A 25,728-nucleotide genomic window follows, 5' to 3' on the forward strand; every position below is an offset into this window, starting at 1 on the left:
ACCCCGGAGCGCTCGTGCCCGGGAGGAGGACGATGGGCGAGCACCCCCGCACCCTGACGATCGACGCCGCGATGGCGCGCGCGCTCGAGCTCGCGGCTCGCGGGCCCGCGTACGGGCCCAACCCCCGGGTCGGCTGCGTCCTCCTGGGGCCCGCCCCCGGCGGCCGGCCGGTGCCCGACGGCGCCTCGCCGGAGTCGCTGGACCCGCACCCGCGGCCCGTCCTCGCCGAGGGACATCACCGCGGTGCGGGCACGCCGCACGCCGAGGCCGCGGCCCTCGCCGACGCCCGGGAGCGCGGCGTCGACGTCACCGGCGCGACCGCCGTCGTCACGCTCGAGCCGTGCGCCCACACGGGCCGCACCGGGCCGTGCGCGGACGCGCTCGTCGCCGCCGGCGTCGCCGAGGTCGTGCACGCCGTCGCCGACCCCAACCCCGTGGCGACGGGCGGCGCCCACCGCCTGCGCGCGGCCGGGGTGCGGGTCGTGCGCGGTCTGCGCGCCGCCGAGGGCGAGGAGCTCCTCCGCGTGTGGCTCACGTCCGTGCGCCGGGGCACGCCGTACGTGACGCTCAAGACCGCGACGACGCTCGACGGCTACGTCGCCGCCGAGGACGGGACGAGCCGCTGGATCACCGGACCGGCGGCACGCGAGCACGCGCACCGCGTGCGGGCCGAGGTCGACGCGATCCTCATCGGAACGGGCACGCTCCTCACCGACGACCCGGAGCTCACGGCACGGGTGCACGCGGCGGATGCCGCGAGCGCCGGGCGTCTCGCGGAGCACCAGCCGCTGCGGGTCGTCGTCGGGCTGCGGGGGATCCCGCCGTCGGCGCGGGTGCGCGGCGAGGGTGGCGAGCTGGTGCACCTGCTGACGCGTGACGTCGGTGAGGTGCTGGCCCGGCTCGGTGACCGTGAGGTGAGGCACGTGCTCGTGGAGGGTGGTCCGACGCTCGCGACGGCGTTCCTCGCGGCGGGCGTGGTGGACGAGCTGCACGCGTACGTGGCCCCGCTGCTGCTGGGGAGCGGTCGGCGGTCCGTGGGCGGGCTGGGCGTGGCGACGATCGCCGACGCGCACCGGTTCCGCACGGTCGAGGTGAGGCGCGTCGGCGACGACGCGCTCGTGGTGTCCAGGAAGAGCACGGAAGGGCGGGACGGCTGATGTTCACGGGGATCGTGGAGGAGATCGGGAAGGTCCGGGACATCGGGTTCCCGGGCGGCGAGGGGGAGGACGCGGTGCTCACGGTCGAGGGGCCGCTCGCCACCTCGGACGCGGCGCTGGGCGACTCGATCGCCGTGAACGGTGTGTGCCTGACGGTCGCGAGCCTCGGGGGTGACGGGTCGTTCACGGCGGACGTGATGCCGGAGTCGTTGCGTCGTACGGCCCTGGGTGACCTCGTGGCGGGGTCGCCGGTGAACCTGGAGCGGGCCGTCCGGGCGGACGCGCGGCTGGGCGGTCACGTGGTGCAGGGTCACGTGGACGGGGTCGGGACGCTCGTGAGCCGCGACCCGGGGGCGCGCTGGGACGACCTGGTGTTCTCGGCGCCTGCGGGCCTGACGCGGTATGTCGCCGAGAAGGGCTCGATCGCGGTGAGCGGGGTGTCGCTCACGGTGACGCGCGTGGACGACGGGACGTTCGGCGTCTCGCTCATCCCGACGACGCTCGAGGCGACGATCCTCGGTGGCCTGGTGCCGGGCGACCGGGTGAACCTCGAGGTGGACGTGCTCGCGAAGTACGTCGAACGCTTGCTCCTGTCGGGCTCTGGTGCCGGCGCCGCTCCCCGGAGCGCGTCGTGACGGGCGCGGGGTCCGCGAGCGCCGCCGTGCCGGAGGGGACGGGGGGCGTGCGCCTGGGGTCGGTCGAGGAGGCGCTGGCGGAGATCCGGGCGGGGCGACCGGTGCTGGTGGCGGACTCTCCGGACCGGGAGAACGAGGCGGACGTGGTGTTCGCGGCGCAGGGGGTGTCGGCGGACTGGGTGGCGTGGACGATCCGGCACTCGTCGGGGTACCTGTGCGCGCCGATGCCGGCGGCGCGGGCGGACGCGTTGGAGCTGCCGTTGATGGTGCCGCACAGCCAGGATCCGCGGCGTACGGCGTACACGGTGACGGTGGACGCGGCGACGGGGGTGACGACGGGGATCTCGGCGGAGGACCGGGCGCGGACGTTGCGGGTGCTCGCGGACCCGGCGTCGGGTCCGGTGGACCTGATCCGGCCGGGTCACGTGCTGCCGTTGCGGGCGGTGCCGGGGGGTGTGCTGCACCGTGCGGGGCACACGGAGGCGGCGGTGGACCTGGTGCGCCTGGCGGGGGTGGGCGAGGTCGGCGGGATCGCGGAGCTGGTGCACGACGACGGGACGATGATGCGTCTGGGGGACGCGGCGGCGCTGGCGGAGCGTGACGGGCTGGTGCTCATCACGATCGCGGACCTGGTGGCGTGGCGTCGGGTGCACGACCCGGCGCCGGCGGTGGCCGCGGAGGTGCCGGACGGGCAGGCGTTGGCGCGTCGGGTGCACCGCACCGCGTCTGCGGTGCTCCCGACGGCGCACGGCCGGTTCCGGGTGGTCGGGTACCGGGATCTGCGGACGGGGGCGGAGCACGTCGCTCTCGTGCCTGCGGTCGACCCGGCGGGCTCGGCGGACCGTGGTGAGGTCGGTGCGGAGGCCGCGAGCGCCGTCGGGCCGGAGGGGGTCCCGGTGGTGCGGGTGCACTCGGAGTGCCTGACGGGTGACGCGTTCGGGTCGTTGCGGTGCGACTGCGGTCCGCAGCTGCAGGCGGCGATGGAGCGGGTCGCGGCGGAGGGTGGCGCCGTGGTGTACCTGCGGGGGCACGAGGGGCGCGGCATCGGGCTGCTGGCGAAGATCGGGGCGTACGAGCTGCAGGACGCGGGTCTGGACACGGTGCAGGCGAACCTGGAGCTGGGGTGGCCGGTGGACCGTCGGGAGTACGGGGCGGCGGCGGCGATCCTGGCGGACCTGGGGTTGTCGCGGGTGCGGTTGCTGACGAACAACCCGGCGAAGGTGACGGGCCTGGTGGCCTGGGGCATCGAGGTCGTGGGGACGGAGCGGATCGAGGTGGGTCACGGGGAGCACAACCGGGCGTACCTGGTGACGAAGAAGGTGGCGATGGGTCATCTGCTGGACACGGTGGCGGTCCCGGAGGGGGCCGCCCTGGTGGAGCCTGGCGAGGGGCTGGGCGTCGAGACGAAGGAGGACGAGGGATGAGCGGGGCAGGTGCGCCGACGTTGAGCGTGGACGGGTCGGGGCTGCGGGTGACGGTGGTCGCGGCGAGCTGGCACACGGAGGTGATGGACGGGTTGCTGGCGGGGGCACGCCGGGCGTTGGCGGCGGCGAACGTGTCGCACGTGAGCGTGGTGCGGGTGCCGGGGTCGTTCGAGCTGCCGGTCGCGGCGGCGCGCGCGGTGGAGCGCGGTGCGGACGCGGTGGTGGCGCTGGGGGTGGTGATCCGTGGGGGGACGCCGCACTTCGAGTACGTGTGCCAGGCGGCGACGTCGGGCCTGACGGACGTGAGCGTGCGGACGGGCGTGCCGGTGGGTTTCGGGGTGCTGACGTGCGACGACGAGCAGCAGGCGCTGGACCGGGCGGGCCTGGAGGGGTCGCGCGAGGACAAGGGCGCGGAGGCGGCGGAGGCGGCGGTCGCGACGGTGGTGGCGCTGCGCGACCTGTGACGCGGGGGCCGGGGCGTGCCCGCTGGGCGGACCGCGCCCCGGTCTCTCCCGCGTGGCGGATACCCTGGGGCGCGTGAAGACGTTCGAGTCCCTGTTCGCGGAGCTGTCCGAGAAGGCCACGACGCGACCTGCCGGTTCCGGCACGGTCGCGGAGCTGGACGCCGGCGTGCACGCGATCGGGAAGAAGGTGGTCGAGGAGGCCGCCGAGGTGTGGATGGCCGCCGAGTACGAGGGCGACGTGAAGACGGCGGAGGAGATCTCCCAGCTCCTCTACCACCTGCAGGTCCTCATGCTGGCGAAGGGTCTGAGCCTGCAGGACGTGTACGAGCATCTGTGAGCGGCCGCTCCGGTGAGCGCCGCGCTCCCGGCCGCGAGCGCCGCTCGCCCCTGCTCTGTCACCGTTCTCGTCCTGACCCGCTGCCGATCCCCTGAACGAAGGTCCTGTCATGCTGCGTATCGCCGTCCCCAACAAGGGGTCCCTGTCCGAGCCCGCCGTCGAGATGCTGCGCGAGGCGGGGTACCGCCAGCGGCGTGACTCGCGCGAGCTCGTGCTGGCCGACCCGGACAACGACGTCGAGTTCTTCTTCCTGCGTCCTCGCGACATCGCGGTGTACGTGGGGTCGGGCACGGTCGACGTGGGGATCACGGGCCGGGACCTGCTGCTGGACTCGGGCGCCGACGCGGTGGAGCACATGCAGCTCGGCTTCGGCGGGTCGACGTTCCGGTACGCGGCTCCGGCGGGTGCGGTGACGTCGCTGGAGCAGGTGCAGGGGCTGCGCGTGGCGACGTCGTACGAGGTGCTGGTCGAGGGACACCTGCGCTCGCACGGTGTGGAGGCCACGGTCGTGCACCTGGACGGCGCGGTGGAGTCGGCGGTGCAGCTCGGGGTGGCGGACGTCGTCGCGGACGTGGTCTCGACGGGCACGACGCTGCGGGGCGCGGGCCTGGAGGTGTTCGGCGACCCGATCCTCGTGTCGGAGGCGGTCCTGATCCGTCCGCGCGCGGTCGCGGAGGCGGACGTCCCGGCGGGGGTCGAGGTGCTGAGCCGGCGCCTGCAGGGTGTGCTCACGGCCCGCCAGTACGTCCTCATGGACTACGACGTCCCCGTCGAGCTCGTGGAGCGGGCGGTCGCGATCACGCCGGGCCTGGAGTCGCCGACGGTGTCCCCGCTGCACGACCGCGACTGGGCGGCGGTGCGGGCGATGGTGCGGCGCGACCAGACGAACCAGGTCATGGACGCCCTGTACGACGTGGGGGCGCGAGCGATCCTCGTCACGCGGATCCACGCGTCCCGCCTCTGATCCCGCTCGCCCCTCGGGCTCGGCGCCGGTGAGCGTCGTGCGGGTGTGAGACGGTGGCGGCATGAGCACCGACCCGTTCCCCGATCCTGGTCTGCCGGGGGAGCGCCACGACGACCCGTACCGGCCGTTCCGGCCCCGGTTCGGGCTGGTGTCGGCGTGGGCGACCGGTGTCGTGGTCGTCGGCGGGTGCGTCGTCGTCGGGCTGTCGGCGACGGGACCGCTCGGCACGTCGTGGGTGAACCGGCTGTCGCTGGCGGCGTTCGCGCTGTTCGCGGCGTGGTTGCTGTGGCGCCTCGGCGGGGTGCACGCGGTCCCGTCGCGTTCCGGGCTGCGGGTGCGCAACGTGATCTACACGCGGCAGCTCGAGTGGGCGCAGGTCGTGTCGGTCCGGTTCGGCAGCGGCGACGCGTGGGTTCGCCTGGACCTCGCGGACGGGTCGACGCTCGCCGTCATGGGGATCCAGCGGGCCGACGGCGCCCGCGGGGACGCGGATGCGCGGCGCCTCGCGGCGCTGGTCCAGGCGCACGGCGAGGCGCACGAGGAACCGCGCACCTGACGCGCGACGGTACGCGAACGGCCCCGGATCCAGCGGATCCGGGGCCGTTCGTCTGCTCGCGTCGCCGGCGGCGGACGCCGGAGCGGTCAGTACGCGGTGCGGTGGCGGGGCTTGCGCTCGCCCCGGTCGTCGGCACGGTCGAAGCGGTCGCGACGCTCGTCGCGACGACCGGACGGGCCGTGCCCGCCGCGCGGGCCGCGCGACGCGGGCGCGCCCTCGTCCAGGCGGATGCGCAGCGCCTTCCCGGCGACCCGGGCGCGGGAGATGCGGTCCATGGTCTCCGCGTCGAGCGGCGCGGTGATGTCCACGAGGGAGAAGGACGGGAAGATGTCGATCTTGCCGACGTCCGACCCGGCGAGGCCGGCCTCGTTCGTCAGCGCGCCGACGATCCCGCCGGGCATCACACCGTCCTTGTGGCCGACGGACAGGCGGTAGCGGGTACCGACGGCGTCGCGGCGGATGCCGCGCGTGCCGTCGCCCTCGCGGCGGCCCGACGCGCGCTCGCCGCGCGGACGCTCGCCCGTGCGCTCGGTGCGGCGCGCCTTGGCCTGCTCGCGCGCCGCGGCGCGCTCGGCCTCGAACCGCTCCTGCTCCTCGCGGGCCCGGGGGCCGTCGTCGCCGACCGCGAGCGCCGCCATGGCCGCCGCGAGGTCGACGGGGTCGACGTCGTGCTCGGCGAGGAAGGTGCGCACCATGTCGACGTACATGGACAGGCGGCCTGCCTCCTGGCGGGCGGGGACCTGGCCGAGCAGGGCCCGCACCTTGTGCGCGGACACGTCCGCTGGGGAGGGGACCTCGATCTCCTCGAGCGGGGTGCGGGTGGTGCGCTCGATGGCGCGCAGGCGACCGCGCTCGTGCGGGGTGACGAAGCTCAGGGCCTCGCCGGTGCGCCCGGCGCGGCCGGTGCGGCCGATGCGGTGCACGTACGCCTCGGGCTCGCCCGGCAGGTCGAAGTTCACGACGAGGCCGATGCGGTCCACGTCGAGACCACGCGCGGCGACGTCGGTCGCGACGAGGACGTCGAGCGCGCCGGAGCGCAGGCGCTCCACGATCCGCTCGCGCTCCTTCTGCGCGACGTCGCCGGAGATGGTGGCGGCGGAGATACCGCGCTCGACGAGCGCGGACCCGACCTCCTCCGCGGCGCCGCGCGTGCGGGTGAACACGATCGCGGCCTCGGCGTCGGACGTGGCGAGGACGCGCACGAGCGAGCCGGTCTTGTGCCGGAACGGCACGACGGCGTACGTCTGGCGCACGCTCGTCACCGTGGAGGACTGGCGGGCGACGGCGATCTCGACGGGGTCGGTGAGGTGCTCGTTCGCGACGCGGCGGATCGGGGCGGGCATCGTCGCGGAGAACAGGGCGACCTGACGCTCGCGCGGGGCGCGGGAGAAGATCGTGTCGACGTCCTCCGCGAAGCCCATGCGCAGCATCTCGTCGGCCTCGTCGAGCACGAGGAAGCGCACGTCGTCGAGCACGAGGGTGCCGCGCTCGATGTGGTCGATGACGCGCCCGGGCGTGCCGACGACGACCTGCGCGCCGCCCGCGAGCGCCCGCTGCTGCGGCTGGTAGGGGGAGCCGCCGTACACGGCGACGACGTCGACCTTGGGCAGGTGGGTCGCGAACGACTCGACGGCGTCGGCGACCTGCATGGCGAGCTCGCGCGTCGGGGTCAGGACGACGGCCTGCACGCGGCGCAGGGACGGGTCGATCGCGGCGAGCAGCGGGAGGCCGAACGCGGCGGTCTTGCCGGTGCCGGTCTGCGCGACGCCGGTGATGTCGCGGCCGGCGAGGAGCGCCGGGATGGCCTCGGCCTGGATCGCGGACGGGGTGACGAAGCCGAGGTCGGCGACGGCGCGCTCGAGGGGAGCGGGCAGGCCGAGGTCGGCGAACACGGGCCCGGCGGGCGCGGTCGGCTCGGGGAGGGTCTGGTCCGCGCGCTCGGTGGGGGCGTCGGCGGACTGGTCGAGGGCGTGCGAGGGCGCGAGGACGTCAGCAGTCATGAAGGGGTGAGGACCGTTTCGTTTCGGGGTGTGGAGTGGCGTGCGGTCACCAGGACGGTTCTCGCAGGTCGCACTCCCGAACACACCAGGCCGGCCACCAGGACGATCAGGGATGATCGAGGGGGACGGCCGCTCTCACGGACACACGCGGGACGAGCGACGAACTCCAAAGGTGTGGCCATCCTACCGGAGGGAGCGGCCGGTGAGCGGGCCGGGCCCGGTGACGTCCCTCACCGCGTCCCGGTCCCGCGGTCGATCGGGACGGACGAAACGGGTGATTTCCGCCCGGGGAGGGCGCCGCGCCGCGAAATGAGGGTCCGGGTGCGGGGGCCCGGTACGTAGGATGGTCCGCGCGCGGCAGGTCGCCGCGACGGCGCGACGTGAGCACGGGGCGGTGGGTGTGTCAGCAGGGCAGCAGGTCAGCTCCCGCGTCCTGACCGTCCCGAACGTCATCAGCCTCCTGCGGCTGCTCCTCGTGCCGGTGTTCGCGGTCCTCATCGTGCGCGGCGACGACGTGTGGGCGCTCGTCGTGCTCGCGGTGTCGGGGGCGTCCGACTGGCTCGACGGAGTCCTCGCGCGGCGCCTCGACCAGGTGAGCCGCCTCGGGCAGATGCTCGACCCGGCCGCGGACCGGCTCTTCATCCTCGTCACCCTCCTGGGCCTCGCCTGGCGCGACGTCGTGCCGCTGTGGCTCGTCGTGGTCGTCGTCGGGCGTGACCTGCTCCTCGTCGCGCTGCTGCCGCTGCTGGCACGCCACGGGTACGGGCCCCTGCCGGTGAGCTTCGCGGGCAAGGCAGGGACGTTCGCGCTGCTGTACGCGTTCCCGCTCCTGCTGCTGGCCGAGATGCCGGGGTGGCTGGGCGACGTCGCCGCGGTCACGGGCTGGGCGTTCACCTGGTGGGGCGTCGGCCTGTACTGGCTCGCGGGCGCCCAGTACGTGCTGCAGACGCGCGCGCTCGTCGTGCGCGGCGGGGCGGCCACCGGCGAGACCGGCACGACGACGCGGGAGGCGCCGTGAGCGAGAACAGTCCGGACCCGGGCGGGGCCGCACGCCGCGCTCCCGTCGACGCGTCGATGACGCTGCTCAACGAGGTCATGCACCGTCCGCTCGACCCCGGGTACGCGGACGCCGCGGCGCGCCGCGCCGCGGGGCAGTTGCCGCATCGCGGCCGTACGGGCACGGTGACCCTCGTCGCCCTCGCAGTCGTCCTCGGCGTCGTCACCACGGCGGCCGCGGTCGAGCTGCGCGCGCCGCAGCCGGGCGTGATCGCGGCGCGCGAGACCCTGGAGCAGGAGATCCTCGACCGGCAGGGCGCCGTCGAGGACCTCACGGCCCGCGGGGCGGAGCTGTCCGCGGAGATCGAGCAGCTCCAGGGCGCGGCGCTCAGCGGCGCGAGCGCGGACGTGCTCCAGGGCCTCCAGGAGGAGGGCGCGCTGACCGGCACGCAGGCGGTCGAGGGCCAGGGTGTCGTCGTCACGCTCGACGACACCAGCGGCGGCCTGTCGTCCGACACCGTGGACGCGAACTCGCTCGTGCACGACTCCGACCTCCAGCGCGTCGTCAACGCGCTCTGGGCCGGGGGCGCGGAGGCCGTCGCGATCAACGACCAGCGGCTCACGGGGCTGTCGGCCATCCGCTCCGCCGGCGACGCGGTGCTCGTCGACCTGCAGCCCCTCGTCGGCCCCTACCGGGTCGAGGCGATCGGCGACCCGGACACCCTGCGCACCTCGCTCCTGCGCTCGGGCACGTCGGACTACCTCCAGATCCTCGGGACCCAGTACGGCATCCGGTCGAGCGTGACGACGCAGAGCCGCCTGGACCTGCCCGGCCGGTCCGCACCCACGTTGTTCTTCGCGCAGGCCCCGGCGGCGACCGTAGACTCCGACACGCCCGCCGGGAGCACCGACGGCACGACGGACGGCACGACCGACGGGACCGGGACGGGCCCGGAACCGCACGAGACAGGGCAGGAGAACGTCGAATGATCGCAGTCGTCGGACTGGTGGTGGGCATCGTCGCGGGCCTCGTCCTGCAACCCACCGTCCCGGTGTCGCTGCAGCCCTACCTGCCCATCGCCGTCGTGGCCGCGCTCGACGCCCTGTTCGGTGGCCTGCGCGCCCGCCTCGACGGGTTGTTCGACGACAAGGTCTTCCTCGTGTCGTTCCTGTCGAACGTCGTCGTCGCCGCCCTCATCGTCTTCCTCGGCGACCAGCTCGGCGTCGGGAGCCAGCTCTCCACGGCCGTCGTCGTCGTGCTCGGCATCCGCATCTTCTCCAACGCCGCCGCCATCCGGCGCCACATCTTCAAGGCGTGAGCGTGACCCGCGACCCCCAGGACCACCGCGACCCGGACGCCGACGACGTGACGCCGGACGCCCTCGCCCCGGACGACGCCCCCGTCACCACCGACGAGACCACCGACGACGTCGAGACCGCCCCACCACCGGACCACGACGATCGCCCGGCCGAGCCCGAGACCGAGACACCGGGGGAGACGGCGGCTCCCCGCTCGACCGCCGAGGCCACCGGCGCCGCTCCGGACGAGACCGGCGCCGACGACGGCGAGCCCGCGGACGAGCCGGCACGCGAGCACGACGTCGTACCCGAGGTACCGGACGGCACGGTCGAGGGCGACGAGCCGCCCGCAGCCGGCGCCACCCCGGTCGGCGAGGAGCCCGGCGACGACCCGGCAGGGGCCGTTCCGCGCGACGGCGCCGACCAGGACCACGACCATGACCACGGCGTCGGGGACACGGCCGCGCCCGACGATCTTGCGGGCGATGCCGCCGCACCGGACGACGACGCGACCTCTGCGGACACCCCCGGCACGGACGCCTCGGCGCCGGCGGAGCCCCCCGCGACGACGGGGACCATCGGTGCCGTGGGCCGCCACGGCTCCCCGACGCGGCCGGAGCCGCGCGGGCTGCGCGGGCTCGGCCGGGCGCTGCGCCCCCGAGCGTCCCGGTCCCAGATCGTCGTCGGCGTCCTGTGCGCGCTGCTCGGCTTCGCGCTCGTGGTCCAGGTGAGCCAGACGCAGGAGGACCAGCTCTCGTCCCTGCGCCAGAGCGACCTCGTGCGCCTCCTCGACGACGTGACCCAGCGTTCCGGCGAGCTCGAGGACCAGGTCTCCTCGCTCGAGTCGACGCGGGACGAGCTCCAGTCCGGGTCCGGACGCGAGCGGGCCGCGCTCGAGCTCGCCGAGCAGCAGGCGGAGACGCTCGGCATCCTGTCCGGCCGGCTCCCCGCCGAGGGCCCGGGCGTCGAGATCGAGGTCGTCGAGGGCACGGAGCCGCTCGACGCGTTCGCGCTCTTCAACGTGCTCGAGGAGCTGCGCAACGCGGGCGCGGAGGCGATGGAGGTCAACGGGGTCCGGCTCGTCGCGAGCAGCTACTTCGAGGACTCCGCCGAGGGCGTCGTGGTGGACGGGCAGACGATCACCTCGCCGTACCGGTGGAACGTCATCGGCGACCCGTCGACGCTCGAGACGGCCCTCGAGATCCCCGGCGGCGCGATGGCGTCGCTGCGCGCGGACGGGGCGCGCACGACGATCACCCAGCAGGACCGGGTCGAGGTCGCCGCGACCGTCGAGCCCGGGGCGCCGCAGTACGCGACCCCCGTCCCGGCCGACGAGTGACTGCGGCTTCCCGCATCCGCGCAGGCCGGGGTAGGTTGGGACGACCGTGGGTCGCGCGCACCGCGTGACCTGCGGGTGTAGTAGTTTTCGAGCACTGTTCCGCACGGCGGGGCCACGGCCCCGTCGGTGCGGTGTTCCGAGGTCGAGCACGACGTGCGTGAGCCCCGAGGAGGCGAGATGAGTGTCCCAGGCGGTCCTGAGGTGCCGAACCGGGCGGGTAGCGACACGACGGTCAGCTTCGGCCGGATCGAGGCCCCGATCGAGGAGGGCGTGCAGCCCGGTGGCCTGAGCCCCGAGGAGCACGCCGCGGTCGCGGCGCTGCCGCGCCACTCCGCCCTGCTCATCATGCAGCGCGGTCCCGGGCAGGGGTCCCGCTTCCTCCTCGACGCCGAGCGCACGGTCGCCGGCCGGTCGGAGCGCGCGGACATCTTCCTCGACGACGTCACCGTCTCGCGCAAGCACGCCGAGTTCGTGCGCGAGGGCGAGCACTTCCTCGTGCGCGACGTCGGCTCGCTCAACGGGACGTACGTGAACCGCAGCCGGATCGACGCCGTCGCGCTCTCGACGGGCGACGAGGTGCAGATCGGCAAGTACCGGCTCACGTTCCACGCCAGCCCGCACGCGGGGGCACCGGCGGGCGGCACGGCCCCCCGGTCGTGAACGCCTCGACGGGCGCCGCGCACGCCACGGCCCCCGAGCCCGCCGACGGGGCGGAGCCGTGGCCGCAGGGCATCTCGCGCCGCGCGACCATGCGCATCTCCGACGTGCTGCGCGCGCTGCGGGCCGAGTTCCCCAACGTCAGCCACTCCAAGCTGCGCTTCCTCGAGGAGCAGGGGCTCATCGAGCCTGTCCGCACCGCGTCGGGCTACCGCCAGTACAGCCCCGCGGACGTCGAGCGGCTGCGGTTCGTGCTCGTCGAGCAGCGCGACCGCTACCTCCCGCTCAAGGTCATCAAGGAGCGCCTCGCCGCCCTCGACGCGGGCACCGACGTCGAGGCCCTCGCCCCGCGCCTGGCGACGACCGACGGCGAGCCCGGCTCCGCTGCCGTGCGCCAGCGCTACACGCTCGACGCGCTCGTGTCCGCGGCGGGGGTCGAGCGGGACCTCGTGGAGGGCCTCATCGAGGCCGGCGTGCTGCGCCAGGCGCCCGGGGGCCAGCTCGACGCACGCTCGCTCGACGTGGTCGTGCTCGCCGCCGGGCTCTCGGAGTACGGCATCGAGCCGCGCCACCTGCGCTCCCTGCGCACCGCCGCCGACCGGCACGTGAGCCTCGTGCACCAGGTCGTGTCGCCGTGGCGCGGGCAGCAGAGCGCGTCCGCGCGCGCCCACGCCGGCACCGTCGCCTCGGAGGTCGGGGAGCTCTGCGCGCAGCTGCACACCGTGTTCGTGCGCCAGGGGATCGACGACCTCACGCGCTGAGGCACGCGTCCGCCCGCCTCCCGCGGGGCGCCCGCGCGGCTCCTCCTCACCCCCTGCCGGATGCCGGGGGGAGACGTACCGTGGAGGGGTGAGCGACGACGTCCCGATGGTCCCGGTCGAGGTGCTCGGGGTCCGTCAGCAGCAGCGCGACCAGGAGATCGTGGTGCTGCTGCTCGACGACGCGTCCGAGCTCGTGGTGCCGATCGTCATCGGCCCGCGGGAGGCGAGCGCGATCGCGATGGCGCAGGCCGGCCTGCCGACGCCGCGGCCCATGACCCACGACCTGCTGCGGGACCTGCTCGACGCGGTCGGGGTGCGCCTGGAGCGGGCGGAGATCGTCGCGCTCGACGGCGGCATCTTCTTCGCCGAGCTGGTCCTGAGCAACGGGGTGCGGCTCGACTCGCGCGCGTCGGACGCGATCGCGGTCGCGGTGCGCACCGGCAGCCCGGTGCTGTGCTCGGCGGAGGTCGTCGCGACGGCGGGGGTCGAGGTCGTCGACGTCGCGCAGCAGGAGGAGGTCGAGAAGTTCCGCGACTTCCTGGACCACGTCCAGCCGGAGGACTTCTCGGTGGACGAGTAGGAGGCGGTCCGCACCGCCGGGGGAGCGACCATCGACCGATGGTCGAGGCTTGCGGGCACAACGGACACAACGGACGCTCGACCTCAGGTCGAGGGTTGAGCGGCCGGCTCGCCGGACGCACGGGCGCGACACGCCCGCGCGCTCGGGTCGTCGGTCGTTGACGACCCCCGACGGCGCCCATAGCGTGGTCATGGACATCACCCCAGGAGGCGACAGTGAACAGCAGCGGTGAGGCGAGCGTCGGTGCCGGCGTCACGGTTCCGCACGGCGCGCAGGGCCTCCTCTTCGGGGAGGACATCACCGAGCAGGACACGACGACCGGCTACCGCGGCCCGACCGCGTGCCGCGCCGCGGGCATCACGTACCGGCAGCTCGACTACTGGGCCCGCACCGGGCTGGTCGAGCCGACCGTGCGCCCCGCCTCGGGCTCGGGATCGCACCGGCTGTACAGCTTCCGGGACATCCTCGTCCTCAAGGTCGTCAAGCGGCTCCTCGACACCGGGGTCTCGCTCCAGCAGATCCGCACGGCCGTCGAGCACCTGCGCGAGCGCGGCGTCGACGACCTCGCGCAGATCACCCTCATGAGCGACGGGGCGAGCGTGTACGAGTGCACGTCGCCCGACGAGGTCGTCGACCTCGTCCAGGGCGGTCAGGGCGTGTTCGGCATCGCGGTCGGCCGGGTGTGGCGCGAGGTCGAGGGCACGCTCGCGGAGCTGCCCACCGAGTCGCTCGACGACGAGGACGACGCGGCGGCGAGCCCGCAGGACGAGCTCGCGCAGCGCCGCCGGGCGCGCTCCGCCGGCTGAGGCCGCGAGCGCCACCGACCCGGGAACGGGAGGGCGCTCCTCCTGCCGAACCGGGGACGCCCGGGCGACCCGTCGCGGCCCCCGCCGGCCTGTGGAGCACGTCACAGGCGGTGCGACGGCCTGCCCGGCGAGGCCGTGGGAGGATCGCCCGGTACGCGGCGCGCCACGCCCTCCCCGGCGGCGCCGCACGGTCGACGGATGGAGTGCCGGTGTTCTCGAAGGTCCTGGTCGCCAACCGCGCGGAGATCGCCGTCAGGGCGTTCCGTGCCGCCTACGAGCTGGGGGCCCGCACCGTCGCGGTGTTCCCGCAGGAGGACCGCAACTCCGAGCACCGGCTCAAGGCCGACGAGGCGTACCTCATCGGGGAGCCGGGTCACCCGGTCCGGGCGTACCTGGACATCGAGGAGATCGTGCGGGTCGCCCGGGAAGCGGGTGCGGACGCCGTCTACCCCGGCTACGGGTTCCTCTCGGAGAACCCTGACCTGGCGCGCGCGTGCGCGGACGCCGGGCTGACGTTCGTGGGGCCGCCGCCGGAGGTGCTCGAGCTCGCCGGCAACAAGGTGCGCGCGCTCAAGGCCGCCCGCGAGGCGGGTCTGCCGGTACTGGCGTCGAGCGAGCCGTCGTCGGACGTCGACGAGCTCGTCGCAGCGGCGGACGCGATCGGCTTCCCCGTGTTCGTCAAGGCCGTCGCCGGCGGCGGCGGGCGCGGCATGCGCCGCGTGGACACGCGCGAGGACCTGCCCGAGTCGCTGGCCGCCGCGATGCGCGAGGCCGACGGCGCGTTCGGGGACCCCACCGTGTTCCTGGAGCAGGCGGTGCTGCGCCCGCGGCACATCGAGGTGCAGATCCTCGCCGACGGCGCGGGGAACGTCGTGCACCTGTACGAGCGGGACTGCTCGTTGCAGCGCCGCCACCAGAAGGTCGTCGAGATCGCGCCGGCGCCCAACCTCGACCCGGCGATCCGGGACGCGCTGTGCGCGGACGCGGTGACGTTCGCCCGGCACATCGGGTACCAGAACGCGGGCACGGTCGAGTTCCTCGTGGACACCGTGGGGGAGCGGGCCGGGCAGCACGTGTTCATCGAGATGAACCCGCGCATCCAGGTCGAGCACACGGTGACCGAGGAGGTCACCGACGTCGACCTCGTGTCCGCGCAGATGCGCATCGCGTCGGGCGAGACGCTGGAGGACCTCGGGATCCGGCAGGAGGACGTGCGCGTCAACGGCGCGGCCCTGCAGACCCGCATCACGACCGAGGACCCCGCGAACGGGTTCCGGCCCGACACGGGCCGCATCATCGCCTACCGCTCGCCGGGCGGGGCGGGCGTGCGTCTCGACGGCGCGACGGCGACCGCCGGGTCCGTCGTCTCGGGCCACTTCGACTCGATGCTGGTCAAGCTCACGTGCCGCGGCCGTGACTTCCCGACGGCGGTGCGGCGCGCCCGGCGCGCGCTCGCCGAGTTCCGCATCCGCGGCATCCGCACCAACATCCCGTTCCTGCAGGCCGTGCTCGCCGACCCGGAGTTCGTCGCCGGGAACGTGGCGACGTCGTTCATCGACGAGCGGCCCGAGCTCCTCGCCGCGCGCGAGAGCGCCGACCGCGGGACGCGCCTGCTCGCGTACGTGGGGGACACGACGGTCAACCGCCCGCACGGCGAGCCGCGGCGCACCACGGACCCCGCGGCCAAGCTGCCCGCGCTCGACCTGTCGGTCGCACCGCCGCCCGGGACGCGCCAGCAGCTTCTCGAGCTCGGCCCGGAGGGTTTCGCGCGCGCGCTACGCGGCGAGCAGCGCCTGCGGGTCACGGACACCACGTTCCGCGACGCCCACCAGTCGCTGCTCGCGACGCGCGTGCGCACGCACGACCTGGCCGCCGTCGCGCCGTACGTCGCGAGGGCCACGCCGCAGCTGTGGTCGGTCGAGGCGTGGGGCGGGGCGACGTACGACGTCGCGCTGCGCTTCCTCGGCGAGGACCCGTGGGAGCGGCTCGCGACCCTGCGCGAGGCGATGCCGAACCTCGCGATCCAGATGCTGCTGCGCGGTCGCAACACGGTCGGGTACACGCCGTACCCGACGCGCGTCACGGAGGCGTTCGTCGAGGAGGCCGCCGCGACGGGCATCGACGTGTTCCGCATCTTCGACGCGCTCAACGACGTGGACCAGATGCGTCCCGCGATCGAGGCCGTGCGCGCCACCGGCACGACGGTCGCCGAGGTCGCGCTGTGCTACACGGGCAACCTGCTCGACCCGGCCGAGGACCTGTACACGCTCGACTACTACCTGCGACTCGCGGACCGCATCGTCGACGCCGGCGCGCACGTGCTCGCGATCAAGGACATGGCCGGGCTGCTGCGCCCCGCCGCCGCGACCCGGCTGGTGACCGCGCTGCGCGAGCGCTTCGACCTGCCCGTGCACCTGCACACCCACGACACCTCCGGCGGGCAGATGGCGACGCTGCTGGCCGCGGCCGCCGCGGGCGTGGACGCGGTGGACGCCGCGAGCGCCGCCATGGCGGGGACGACGAGCCAGCCGCCGCTGTCCGCGCTCGTCGCGGGCCTGGAGCACACCGAGCGCGACACGGGCCTGTCGCTGGCGGCGGTCGCGGACCTGGAGCCGTACTGGGAGGCGGTGCGTCGTGCCTACGCGCCGTTCGAGTCGGGCCTGCCCGGGCCGACGGGGCGCGTGTACGAGCACGAGATCCCGGGCGGGCAGCTGTCGAACCTGCGGCAGCAGGCGATCGCGCTGGGGCTGGGGGACAAGTTCGAGCAGATCGAGGCCATGTACGCGGCGGCGGACCGCATCCTGGGGCGCCTCGTGAAGGTGACGCCGTCGTCGAAGGTCGTGGGCGACCTCGCGCTGCACCTCGTGGCGGCGGGCGCGGACCCGGCCGAGTTCGCGGCCGACCCGCAGGCGTTCGACATCCCGGACTCGGTGATCGGGTTCCTCGGTGGTGAGCTCGGCGACCCGCCCGGGGGCTGGCCGGAGCCGTTCCGTTCCCGTGCCCTCGCCGGTCGGGCGGCACGCGGCGGCGTGACGCCGCTGTCGCCGGAGGACGAGGCCGAGCTCGCGCAGGCGGGCGAGGTGCGGCGCCGGCGGCTCAACCACCTGCTGTTCGCGGGGCCGACGAAGGAGTTCGAGCAGGTGCGCCAGGCGTACGGGGACGTGTCCGTGCTCGACACCCCGACGTACCTGTACGGGCTCGAGCCGGGTCAGGAGGTCGCGGTCGCGCTCGGCAAGGGCGTGCGCCTGCTCGTGGGCCTCGAGGCGATCGGCACGCCCGACGAGCGGGGCATGCGCACGGTCATGTTCACCCTCAACGGCCAGCTGCGCCCGATCCAGGTGCGCGACCGTGCGGTCGACGTGGACGCGCGCACGGCCGAGAAGGCGGACCCGACGCAGCCGGGGCAGGTCGCGGCACCGTTCGCGGGCGCGGTGACGCCGGTCGTCGTCGTCGGGGACGTCGTCGAGGCCGGGCAGACGGTCGCCACGGTCGAGGCGATGAAGATGGAGGCCGCGATCACGACCCCGGTCGCGGGCACGGTCCAGCGGGTCGCGATCGGCGCGGTGCAGCAGCTCGAGGGCGGCGACCTGGTCCTCGTCGTGGGCTGAGCGGTGGGCACCCTCGTGGTCGGGGTGGCAGCCTGAGGCGACGGCCGTCGCGCCGGGCAGGGCGAGCGGAGGAGGATCCATGCGAGTCACGTTCCACGGCCACGCGTGCGTCACGGTGCGGCACGGCGGTCAGGTCGTCGCGATCGACCCGGGCACGTTCAGCGACGCGGCGGGTGCGCTGCGCGACGCCGACACCGTGCTGGTCACCCACCAGCACCCGGACCACGTCGACGCGCCCGCGCTCGGCGTCGCCCTCGCGGCCCGGCCCGGGCTCACGGTCTGGGCGCCCGAGGCCGTGGTCGCGGCGCTGCGTCCCGCCCTGCCGGAGGGCACCTCCGCGCGCGTGCACGTCGTCGCCCCCGGCGACGGTCTCGACCTCGGCGGCCTGGAGGTCGTGGTCGGCGGTGGGCAGCACGCGGAGATCCACCGCGACGTGCCCCGGATCGCGAACGTCACCTATCTCGTCCGCGGGGACGGTGCGACGCTCCTGCACCCCGGCGACTCGTTCGACGCGCCGGACGGCGACGCGCTCGGAGGCGATCGGCTCGACGTGCTCCTCGCGCCGGTGTCCGCGCCGTGGCTCAGGCTCGCCGAGACCATCGACTTCGTGCGCGGGCTCGACCCGCGCGTCGTGGTGCCGATCCACGACGCGCTGCTGTCGGCGGTCGGGCACGGCCTCGTCGACCGGCTCCTCGGTGAGCAGCGCACGGGCGGGACGTACGCGTACCGGCCGCTCACCCCCGGTGCGGCGCTCGACGTCGCCGCGGGGAGCCTGGACGGGGTCGGTGACGCCGCAGCCCGCGCGCTGCGCGACGAGCACCCCGAGTACGGCGAGGTGACGCTGCTCGAGGCCGACGAGACCGTGCCGCCACGCCCCGAGGAGGAGGTGGCCGACGCCGCCCGATCCGAGGCCGCCCGGTGACCGCAGCCGCGCCGCCGGGCTGGTACCCGGACCCGTGGGGCGTGCGGGCGGAGCGCTGGTTCGACGGGCGCGCGTGGACGCCGCACGTCCGGGACCGTCCCGCGGGCTCCGGCGGCCGGCCCCGGATGCATCCCGGCGCGATCGTCGCGATCGTGCTCGGCGTGGTCCTCGCGCTGGCGGTCGTCGCGGCCGTCGTGGGGTTCTTCGTCCTCATGGTGCAGGGCGTGGTCTGCGGCGAGGCGCCCCACTACTGCGACTGACGCGCCGTGGCCGTGCCCGCTCCGGCCCTCGCGTCGGGCCCCGTGCGGGGCCCGGCGTCACAGCAGGGGCCTCAGCGGGGTGAGGACGACCTCGCTGAGCTTGGCCGCCACCGATCGGGAGTCCCACTCGGCGAGCGTGAGCTCCCGGGAGTTCGACAGGTCGACGTCGAACACCTTCTCCATCTGCTCGGCCACCCCGGGGTCGGTGATCTCGAGGTTCACCTCGTAGTTCCCCGTCAGGGAGAGCCGGTCGATGTTGGCCGTCCCGATCGTCGTCCACGCGCCGTCGATGGTGGCGGTCTTCGCGTGCACCATCGCGTCCCGGTACAGGTGGATGCGCACCCCACCCTTGAGCAGCGCCGTGTACAGGCCGCGCGACAGCCAGTCCGCGAGCACGTGGTTGGAGCGCTCGGGCACCAGGACGCGCACGTCGACCCCGCGCGCGGCGGCCGCGAGGAGGGCCGCGAGGATCTCCCGGTCCGGGATGAAGTACGCCTGCGTGATGTAGACGTGCGAGCTCGCGCGGTCGATGGCGTCGAGGTAGATGCCGCGGATCGGGAAGACCAGGTGCGCGGGCGCGTTGCGTGCGGCCCGCAGTCGCGGCTCCCAGTGCACCGACCCTGGGTCGGCGAGCAGCGGCTGGCCGGGCTTCCGGTTCGCGTTCCAGAAGTCGACGAACGCGTTGCGCAGCTCCCACGCGCTCGGGCCCACGAGGCGGATGTGCGTGTCGCGCCACTGCGTCGCGTACAGGGCGCCGATGTTGTACCCGCCCACGAACGCGATCTCGTCGTCGACCACGAGGATCTTGCGGTGGTCGCGACCCGACTTGCGCACGTTGAGCATGAGCACGCCCGGGCGGAACACGGGGTAGCGGATGACGTGGATCGGTTCCGGCAGGTCGAAGAACGCCTGCGGGACGACGAGGTTCGCGAAGCCGTCGTAGACGACGAACACCTCGACGCCGCGCGCGCTCGCCTCGACCAGCGCCTGCTTGAACTCCTCGCCGAGCGCGTCGGCCTTCCAGATGTACGTCTCGAGCAGGATGCGGCGCTGCGCCCCGCGGATCGCGCCGAGCATCTCCCGGTAGACGTCCTCGCCGTACGTGAAGACGGTCGTCGTGGTGCCCGCGACCTCGACGTCGGTGGGGGAGGAGCGGGGGAACGACGCCTCGGTCGTGTTGCGGCGCTTGCGGATCGCGTCGGCGGTGACGAGCACGCTCGCGACGGTGATCGGCGCCGCGACGGCGACCACGAGCGCGCGGGAGAGCAGACGGCGGGCGGTGCGCAGGGCGGAGTCGGCGGACAGGTGCACGGACTCACCGTAGCGGGCGCGTCTCCGGGCGCGACCGCAGGACGGGCGCGCCGCGGGTGAGATCCCGCACCTCCGCCGCTCCCGGGTTCCCCGAGCGCCCGGGTCAGTGCGAGCGCAGGGCCTTGATCAGCTCGGCCTTGCGCATCGAGGAGCGGCCCTCGATGCCGATCTCCGCGGCACGCTTGCGCAGCTTCTCGACCGTCCAGTCGTCGTAGTCGCCGGCCTTGCCGCCCTTGCGTCCGACGCTCGTGCGGGACGAGCCTGCCGCGGCGTTCGCGATGCGCGCCGCCTTCTCCTTCGAGTCGCCCTCGTCGCGCAGCTTCTCGTACAGCTCGGGGTCCTTCACGCTCGGTCCCGGGTCGCGCTTCGGCACGGCGTCCTCCCTCGTCGCGGGCCGGCCACCTCGGCGCGGGGGCCGGTCTCCCGTCAGGCTCGCCCCACCGAAGCCTGCTCGCACGCGGACCTCGCCCGACCGCCTCCTCTCGGCACCTCGTCCGAGCACCGTGATGCGCGACGAGCTCGGGTCCACGTGCACGACCCGCCCCGCCACCGCGGCGAAGCCGTGCGGGTCCGCGTCGTACCCGGCCTGCCAGCGCACGTCACCGTCGTCGAGGGACAGGGCGACCATGAGCGCGCGCCGCGGGGTGCCCGGGTCGGGCCCGACCACGGCGAGGGTCGCACCGTCGGTGAACGCCGCCGTCACGCCGCGCGCGAGGTCCGGTCCGGGGGCGGGTCCGCCCGTGGACACGGCCGGAGCGCGACGGGGCCAGGACCACACCCGCTCGCCCGTGCGCGCGTCGAGGGCGACGAGCGCGCCGTCGGCGGCGAGGACCACCCGGGAGCCCGCGAGCGCCACGGCCTGTACGGCGGGCAGGTCGACGTGCCACAGCTCGCGCGGTGCGTCCGCGCCCTGGCCGGGCGGGGCGTCGAGCGCGGTCACCCGGGCGGGCGTCGTGACGAGCCAGGTGGTCGCGTCGCGGCCGGGACCGACGAGCGGGACGAGCAGGCGTCCGGGGACCGCGGTGCGGACCGCCCCGTCCGGGGCGACGAGCTGTGTGGACCCGGTGCGGTCGGGGGGCCGGGTGGTCGTGCGCCAGAACGTGCCGTCCGCGCGCGCCGTGACGGCCGCCGTGATCGTGTCGCCGCGCGTGTCGAGGCGGGTTCCGGCGGGGGTGAGGACCGCGCTGAGGCGGCAGCCGCGCACGACGAGCAGGTCGTCCTCGACGGTGACCGCGGCCTGGCCGGCCACCTGGGGCCGGCACATCGCGGTGCGCTCGGCGTCGTCCGGGTCGATCTCCCGGTGCCAGCGCACCCGGGCGGTGCGCGCGTCCTGGAGCGCGAGGTGGACGACGCCTCCGGTGCGCGACCAGCGCAGGACCGTGCCGCCCGGGGCGGGGACCGCGCGCCCGAGGTCGTCGCCGAGAGGCACGGCGTCCGTCACCGGCCCGGACGGACCGAGCACGTGCGCCACCGGTGCGAGCGCGGGACCTGTCAGGCCCGTGACCTCCACTCCCGCACCGGTGACCGTGGCGAGGATCCTGCCGTCGTCGACGACGGTGAGCCGGGGTGCGGCGGCGTCGGTCTCCCACACGAGCCCCGGTGGCACCGCGAGCGAGACGACGGCGCCTGGCCGGGCGAGGCGCCCGTGCTCCGCGGTGGTCGCGCGCCACGTCCCGACCGCCACGACCGCGAGGGCGAGCACCAGGAGCGGCACCGCGACGCGCAGGAGCAGGGCATGTCGTCGGGCCGGTGCCGCGGGCCCGTGGGCCCCCTCCGCGGGTGCGCCGCGCCCGGCCGGCGGGGGCTCGTCGTCGGGGACGAGCTCCACCCGGTGGAGCGAGGCCATACGGATGACGCTACGCGCCCCGCGGTCCCCGCGTCAGGCCTCCGCGGGCTCGAGCGCGGCCGAGAGGGGGTGGGCGCGGATCGCGGCGGCGAGCTCGCCCTCGATCCGGTCGAGGTACACGCCCGTGGTCGCGATCGACGCGTGCCCGAGGAGCTCGGCGACGACCTTCACGTCCCATCCTTCGGCGGCCAGCAGCGTCGCCGTCGTGTGGCGCAGCGCGTGCGGCGTGGCCTCGCGCCGGTACTGGGCGGGCATGCGCGCGACGCAGCGCCGCAGGAGGCCGCGCACGGCCTGGGCGTCGATGCGCCGACCGCGCCAGGACAGCAGGAGGGCGCGCTGCGCGTCGGGGTCCTCGGGGCGGCGCGCCAGCAGCGTCGGTCGCAGGCGCTGCAGGTACTCCTCGAGCGCGGCGGCCAGCGGGGGAGAGAGCGTCACCGTGCGGACGTGGCCGCCCTTGCCCTGGATGCGCCACCGGGTCTGGTCGGGCTCGCGCGCGAAGTCGTCGAGGTTCGCGCGCTCGAGCTCGGACACGCGCGGGCCGAGGACGAGCAGGAGAGCGACGACGAGGCGGTCGCGGACCTGGAGGTCCTGGTCACGACGCGAGGCGGCCGTGTCGGCCGGTGCCCGTGCCGCCGAGACCTCGAGCAGCGACGCGGCGGAGCCCGCGGACAGCGCGGTGCGCGCGACCCGCAGCCCGTCGCGCAGGCGCGCCGGGGGAGCGGCCCACTGCATCGGGTCCGCCTGCACCCAGCCCTCGCGCGCGGCGTGGGAGAAGAACCGGGTGACGGACTGGCGGAAACGGTTCACGGTCGCCGCGGAGCGCCCCGGGCTGCCGGGCTTGCGGGACGCGTCCGCGTACCGGCCGTCGGGTGTGGTCTGGTAGCGCAGGAGCACGTCGTCGACGTCCTCCCCGGTGACGTCGTCCAGCACCCGGGCCGCCCCGGCGAGCCGGACGAACTCCGTCACGTCCCGCTCGTAGCTGCGCCGCGTCGTCGGCGACAGGATCCCGCGCAGGGTCTGCGCCGCGACGGACGCGAGGTAGCGGTCGGCCGCCTCGGAGACGGTGATCCGCTCGAGGCGGGGCGGGGCGACCATGCGGCGGGCCTCCTTCGGGGGAAGAGTCCGCCTCAGCCTAGGTCGTGCCACCGACACGACCGCCGACGCGCGGCGCCCTGACCTGCGTCGACGCCAGGCAGACGATCAGCGGGCCCCGTCCAGGTGCGCGACGTCGCCGACGCCCAGCACGGCACGGTTGCGGAAGAACCCGTCCTCGCGCAGCGTCGTGATGCTCCCCGACGGCACGGGGAAGGCCACGTGCCCGGCGGCCTCGACCGGCATCCCGATCCAGGCCGCGACGACGAACGTGGCCGCGAACCCGTGCGTGACGACCACCTGGTGGTCGACGGCGCGGCGGAGCAGGTCCGTCGTCGCCGCGTACACCCGTACGGCGACGTCGAGCCTCGTCTCCGCGCCCGCGACGCCCAGGTCGTGCCGCAGCCTGTCGCCGACGGCGGGCGGCGGGACGAGCCGCGCGTCGAGCCAGGCCTGGGGCCGCCCGCCGGCTTCGCCGTAGGACGCCTCGCGGAGGCGGGCGTCGAGGCGTGGGGCGATGCCGAGCGCGTCGCCGATCGCGGCCGCGGTCCGCCGCGTGCGCAGGAGGTCGGACGTGACGACGTCGACGGCGGCGGCTCGCGGGACCCGGGCGCGCAGGGCGGCGGCGAGGTGGTGCGCGTGCCGCGCACCCGTCGCGGTGAGGTCGGAGTCGTGGACACCCCCGACCAGACGGTCGACGTGGTGCGTGGCCTCGGGGTGGGTCACGACGTGGACGGTGCGCTCGCGCGGGCCGACGACGCCGGGCAGCGGAGGGGGAGGGAAGGGGCCGTGGAGGGGGTCGGGTTCGGGCACCCGCCCAGGCTGGCACATGCCAGGGCTGCGCGACGCGGGCAGCGGCAGGACCGGTCAGCACGCGGCCGCGTCCGGGCGGGGGAGGCGCTCGTCGGAGCCGTGACGTCGGCGCGGTCTACGGACCGAGCCGCCGGGCCGCGACCGCACGGCTCCGAGACGTCAGCACGGTGTTGACCTAAACACAATGGTTTGAGATGTATGTCCGATTCTAGGCATCGTAGCCGAACGTGCGGTCGCGCACCAGGCGCCGTCCGTGCGCCGGGGCGACGTCGGTCGCCGCCGGTCCGGGCGCCTCCGGCTCGTCCGGGGCGACGTCGGCGGCGCCCCGAGACCCAGCCCGTGCCGCCTGCGCGGGGGACACCGAGCGCCAGCACCACACGGCGACGGTCACCACGCCGGCCACGACGCCGACGACCGCGAACGCCGCGAGCGTCAGGGCGAGCACCGGGACCCACGCCAGCGTCGCGAGCGTCGTCGTGACGGCCCGTCGAGGCCGGCGCCCGTCGGGCGCGAGCCCGGTGAACGGCGACGTCGTGGCGAGCGTCTCGGAGACGGCTCCTGACGACGCCCGGGCCGGCGCGAGCTCCGCCAGGCCGCCGAGTCGCCGCGTGCCGTCGTCCCGCCTCGTGGCGCGGGCGGCGCGCGGGGACGTGTGGAGCCGTGGTGCGTACGTCGTCGTGCTCATGACGAAGGGGAGCGCGCGGGGGCGCTCCGTGATGCGCCAGAGCGGCCCGTTCGACCGCGAAATGACATAATGTACATTATCGGCGCGCGACCGGATCATCGTGACTCGCACGTGCTCTCACCCCTTCAGCGACCACCGGAGCCGGTTCCCAGAGCCCGTCACCGTTGAGGCGATGTGTCATCACGAAGGAGATCGGGACGTTCGGCCAGCCGACGCGCTGCTGCTCGATCAGCGGCACGATGAACGGACTCACCGTGTCCAGCGTGAACGGGTCGACCCATGCCGCCTCCAGCACGTGCGGCTCGTTCGCCGGAACCCGCGGCGCAGCGCTGCTCGCGGCCGTCGCATCGAAGAAGCAGACCAGCGTGCGCCGTCGTCGTTCGCGCCACTCGTGAACGCACGTGGCAACCAACCGACCGACCTCGACGACGACCCCGGTCTCTTCAGCCGTCTCGCGCGCGGCAGCCTCTTCGAGCGTCTCGCCGCGTTCGACGTGACCGCCCGGCAGCTCCCAGCTCGTGACGCCGAGCCGTTCGTGCCGGATCATCAGCCACCTCCGATCCATGCGCGTCATCGCGAACGCTGTCATGGTCGTCTCCCACGGCTCAGCCACGGTCCGACCCTACGGGCTCCTCGGAACCGGCCTGCGACGTCGGGGCGAAGGCACGTGCCTGATCCCCGGGACCCCCCGTCGCGGCGTCCGGTCTGGCGCCGCCACGCACCTTCGACAGCCCGCGGAGAAGCTGGAGCGGGCGCAGGTGAGGCATCGGCGGTGTCTACTGGCTCCTATGGGACCCGTCGTCATCGATTCCTCGACCCGGTGCGCGATCGACGCCGTCACCGCGCTGCGCCTCGTGCGCGACGACGTCGGGCTCGGTGCACGACGCCCGCTCGTCGGGCCCTCCGTGCTGCGCAGCCACGCGCTCTCGATGCTCTACCGCGACGTCCGTGACGGCGTGCTCGACGAGAAGACGGCGCGTGCCCGCCTGGAGGGCGTCGCGGGGCTGAAGATCCGCCTGCTCGGCGACCGCGTCTCGCGGGCCACCGCATGGCGGATCGCTCACGAGCTGGACGCGGACGACACCGCGGCCGCCGAGTACGTCGCGGTGGCCGTGCTCCAGGCCGACGTCCTCGTGGCCGGTGACGCGGGCGTCGTCGCCGCGGCGGGCGGGCGGATCCCTCTCGCCGCCTACGACGACCTGCTGCACTGAGCGGC

26 protein-coding genes and 1 pseudogene are annotated in these 25,728 nt (G+C 74.9%); 19 read left to right on the plus strand and 8 right to left on the minus strand.

The window, feature by feature from the left end; translation table 11 throughout:
* The first annotated feature begins 32 nt into the window (after positions 1-32).
* The 7 genes from ribD to CCE02nite_RS03405 all read left to right on the plus strand — a co-directional run bounded on the left by ribD (position 33) and on the right by CCE02nite_RS03405 (position 5,537).
* The gene (gene ribD / locus CCE02nite_RS03375) at positions 33-1,157 is read left to right on the plus strand and encodes a bifunctional diaminohydroxyphosphoribosylaminopyrimidine deaminase/5-amino-6-(5-phosphoribosylamino)uracil reductase RibD (RefSeq protein ID WP_255318608.1); all 1,125 of its coding nucleotides are present in this window, start codon (positions 33-35) and stop codon (positions 1,155-1,157) included.
* The gene (locus CCE02nite_RS03380) at positions 1,157-1,792 is read left to right on the plus strand and encodes a riboflavin synthase (RefSeq protein WP_141388183.1); all 636 of its coding nucleotides are present in this window, start codon (positions 1,157-1,159) and stop codon (positions 1,790-1,792) included. The genes ribD and CCE02nite_RS03380 overlap by 1 nt, the downstream gene beginning before the upstream one ends.
* On the plus strand, positions 1,789-3,216 hold the full coding sequence (gene ribA / locus CCE02nite_RS03385) for a GTP cyclohydrolase II (protein ID WP_255318609.1): 1,428 nt from the start codon (positions 1,789-1,791) through the stop codon (positions 3,214-3,216). The genes CCE02nite_RS03380 and ribA overlap by 4 nt, the downstream gene beginning before the upstream one ends.
* Complete coding sequence (gene ribH / locus CCE02nite_RS03390) at positions 3,213-3,680, plus strand: 6,7-dimethyl-8-ribityllumazine synthase (protein ID WP_141388185.1); 468 nt, start codon at positions 3,213-3,215, stop codon at positions 3,678-3,680. The genes ribA and ribH overlap by 4 nt, the downstream gene beginning before the upstream one ends.
* 73 nt (positions 3,681-3,753) lie before the next feature.
* A complete protein-coding gene (locus CCE02nite_RS03395; protein WP_024839663.1) occupies positions 3,754-4,017 on the plus strand; it encodes a phosphoribosyl-ATP diphosphatase in 264 nt (87 codons plus the stop codon).
* Positions 4,018-4,126: 109 nt separating this feature from the next.
* Positions 4,127-4,981, plus strand: a complete 855-nt coding sequence (hisG, locus tag CCE02nite_RS03400; RefSeq protein ID WP_141388187.1) for an ATP phosphoribosyltransferase — start codon at positions 4,127-4,129, stop codon at positions 4,979-4,981.
* Between the two features lie 61 nt (positions 4,982-5,042).
* Entirely contained in the window at positions 5,043-5,537 is a 495-nt protein-coding gene (locus tag CCE02nite_RS03405; protein ID WP_141388189.1) for a PH domain-containing protein, read from the plus strand.
* Positions 5,538-5,623: 86 nt separating this feature from the next.
* Here CCE02nite_RS03405 and CCE02nite_RS03410 read toward each other — a convergent pair whose 3' ends face one another.
* On the minus strand, positions 5,624-7,537 hold the full coding sequence (locus CCE02nite_RS03410; protein ID WP_141388191.1) for a DEAD/DEAH box helicase: 1,914 nt from the start codon (positions 7,535-7,537) through the stop codon (positions 5,624-5,626).
* 400 nt (positions 7,538-7,937) lie between these two features.
* Between CCE02nite_RS03410 and clsA the strand changes: the two genes are divergently transcribed.
* From clsA to CCE02nite_RS03465, 11 genes are all read left to right on the plus strand, one after another.
* On the plus strand, positions 7,938-8,555 hold the full coding sequence (gene clsA / locus CCE02nite_RS03415; protein ID WP_255318622.1) for a cardiolipin synthase ClsA: 618 nt from the start codon (positions 7,938-7,940) through the stop codon (positions 8,553-8,555).
* On the plus strand, positions 8,552-9,523 hold the full coding sequence (locus CCE02nite_RS03420; RefSeq protein ID WP_255318610.1) for a DUF881 domain-containing protein: 972 nt from the start codon (positions 8,552-8,554) through the stop codon (positions 9,521-9,523). The genes clsA and CCE02nite_RS03420 overlap by 4 nt, the downstream gene beginning before the upstream one ends.
* The gene (locus tag CCE02nite_RS03425; RefSeq protein WP_021483549.1) at positions 9,520-9,852 is read left to right on the plus strand and encodes a small basic family protein; all 333 of its coding nucleotides are present in this window, start codon (positions 9,520-9,522) and stop codon (positions 9,850-9,852) included. Before CCE02nite_RS03420 ends, CCE02nite_RS03425 begins: the two co-directional genes overlap by 4 nt.
* On the plus strand, positions 9,849-11,171 hold the full coding sequence (locus CCE02nite_RS03430) for a DUF881 domain-containing protein (RefSeq protein WP_141388195.1): 1,323 nt from the start codon (positions 9,849-9,851) through the stop codon (positions 11,169-11,171). Before CCE02nite_RS03425 ends, CCE02nite_RS03430 begins: the two co-directional genes overlap by 4 nt.
* Positions 11,172-11,348: 177 nt before the next feature.
* On the plus strand, positions 11,349-11,831 hold the full coding sequence (locus tag CCE02nite_RS03435; RefSeq protein WP_047234767.1) for an FHA domain-containing protein: 483 nt from the start codon (positions 11,349-11,351) through the stop codon (positions 11,829-11,831).
* A complete protein-coding gene (ftsR, locus tag CCE02nite_RS03440) occupies positions 11,828-12,589 on the plus strand; it encodes a transcriptional regulator FtsR (protein WP_237842654.1) in 762 nt (253 codons plus the stop codon). Before CCE02nite_RS03435 ends, ftsR begins: the two co-directional genes overlap by 4 nt.
* 106 nt (positions 12,590-12,695) lie before the next feature.
* Positions 12,696-13,169 carry a bifunctional nuclease family protein gene (locus CCE02nite_RS03445; RefSeq protein WP_024839673.1) on the plus strand — a complete coding sequence of 158 codons (474 nt, stop codon included), beginning with the start codon at positions 12,696-12,698 and terminating at the stop codon, positions 13,167-13,169.
* A 215-nt stretch (positions 13,170-13,384) separates the two neighbouring features.
* Entirely contained in the window at positions 13,385-13,975 is a 591-nt protein-coding gene (locus CCE02nite_RS03450) for a MerR family transcriptional regulator (protein WP_141388197.1), read from the plus strand.
* 209 nt (positions 13,976-14,184) lie between these two features.
* Complete coding sequence (locus CCE02nite_RS03455) at positions 14,185-17,583, plus strand: pyruvate carboxylase (protein ID WP_141388199.1); 3,399 nt, start codon at positions 14,185-14,187, stop codon at positions 17,581-17,583.
* Between the two features lie 79 nt (positions 17,584-17,662).
* Positions 17,663-18,505 (plus strand): MBL fold metallo-hydrolase, encoded by an 843-nt coding sequence (locus CCE02nite_RS03460; RefSeq protein WP_141388201.1) that lies wholly within the window; start codon positions 17,663-17,665, stop codon positions 18,503-18,505.
* Complete coding sequence (locus CCE02nite_RS03465) at positions 18,502-18,765, plus strand: DUF2510 domain-containing protein (RefSeq protein ID WP_141388203.1); 264 nt, start codon at positions 18,502-18,504, stop codon at positions 18,763-18,765. Before CCE02nite_RS03460 ends, CCE02nite_RS03465 begins: the two co-directional genes overlap by 4 nt.
* Before the next feature lie 57 nt (positions 18,766-18,822).
* Here the strand turns inward: CCE02nite_RS03465 and CCE02nite_RS03470 are convergent, their stop codons facing one another.
* The 7 genes and pseudogenes from CCE02nite_RS03470 to CCE02nite_RS03495 all read right to left on the minus strand — a co-directional run bounded on the left by CCE02nite_RS03470 (position 18,823) and on the right by CCE02nite_RS03495 (position 25,125).
* Positions 18,823-20,076 carry a phospholipase D-like domain-containing protein gene (locus CCE02nite_RS03470; RefSeq protein WP_174774879.1) on the minus strand — a complete coding sequence of 418 codons (1,254 nt, stop codon included), beginning with the start codon at positions 20,074-20,076 and terminating at the stop codon, positions 18,823-18,825.
* 103 nt (positions 20,077-20,179) lie between these two features.
* A complete protein-coding gene (locus tag CCE02nite_RS20880) occupies positions 20,180-20,449 on the minus strand; it encodes a DUF7218 family protein (protein ID WP_204541592.1) in 270 nt (89 codons plus the stop codon).
* Between the two features lie 168 nt (positions 20,450-20,617).
* Positions 20,618-21,922, minus strand: a pseudogene (locus CCE02nite_RS21205) (outer membrane protein assembly factor BamB family protein); the annotation flags it as partial.
* A 33-nt stretch (positions 21,923-21,955) separates the two neighbouring features.
* Complete coding sequence (locus tag CCE02nite_RS03480; protein WP_141388207.1) at positions 21,956-23,017, minus strand: tyrosine-type recombinase/integrase; 1,062 nt, start codon at positions 23,015-23,017, stop codon at positions 21,956-21,958.
* A gap of 105 nt (positions 23,018-23,122) precedes the next feature.
* Complete coding sequence (locus CCE02nite_RS03485) at positions 23,123-23,827, minus strand: histidine phosphatase family protein (protein ID WP_255318611.1); 705 nt, start codon at positions 23,825-23,827, stop codon at positions 23,123-23,125.
* A 208-nt stretch (positions 23,828-24,035) separates the two neighbouring features.
* Complete coding sequence (locus CCE02nite_RS03490; RefSeq protein WP_141388211.1) at positions 24,036-24,512, minus strand: hypothetical protein; 477 nt, start codon at positions 24,510-24,512, stop codon at positions 24,036-24,038.
* A gap of 76 nt (positions 24,513-24,588) precedes the next feature.
* Complete coding sequence (locus CCE02nite_RS03495; protein ID WP_304363321.1) at positions 24,589-25,125, minus strand: NUDIX hydrolase; 537 nt, start codon at positions 25,123-25,125, stop codon at positions 24,589-24,591.
* A 175-nt stretch (positions 25,126-25,300) separates the two neighbouring features.
* Here CCE02nite_RS03495 and CCE02nite_RS20365 point away from each other — a divergent pair, with 175 nt between their 5' ends.
* Positions 25,301-25,723, plus strand: a complete 423-nt coding sequence (locus tag CCE02nite_RS20365; RefSeq protein ID WP_170227205.1) for a hypothetical protein — start codon at positions 25,301-25,303, stop codon at positions 25,721-25,723.
* Positions 25,724-25,728 lie beyond the last annotated feature (5 nt).

The sequence above is a fragment of the Cellulosimicrobium cellulans genome, assembly GCF_006539945.1.
In the GTDB taxonomy this organism is placed as follows: Bacteria; Actinomycetota; Actinomycetes; order Actinomycetales; family Cellulomonadaceae; genus Cellulosimicrobium; species Cellulosimicrobium cellulans.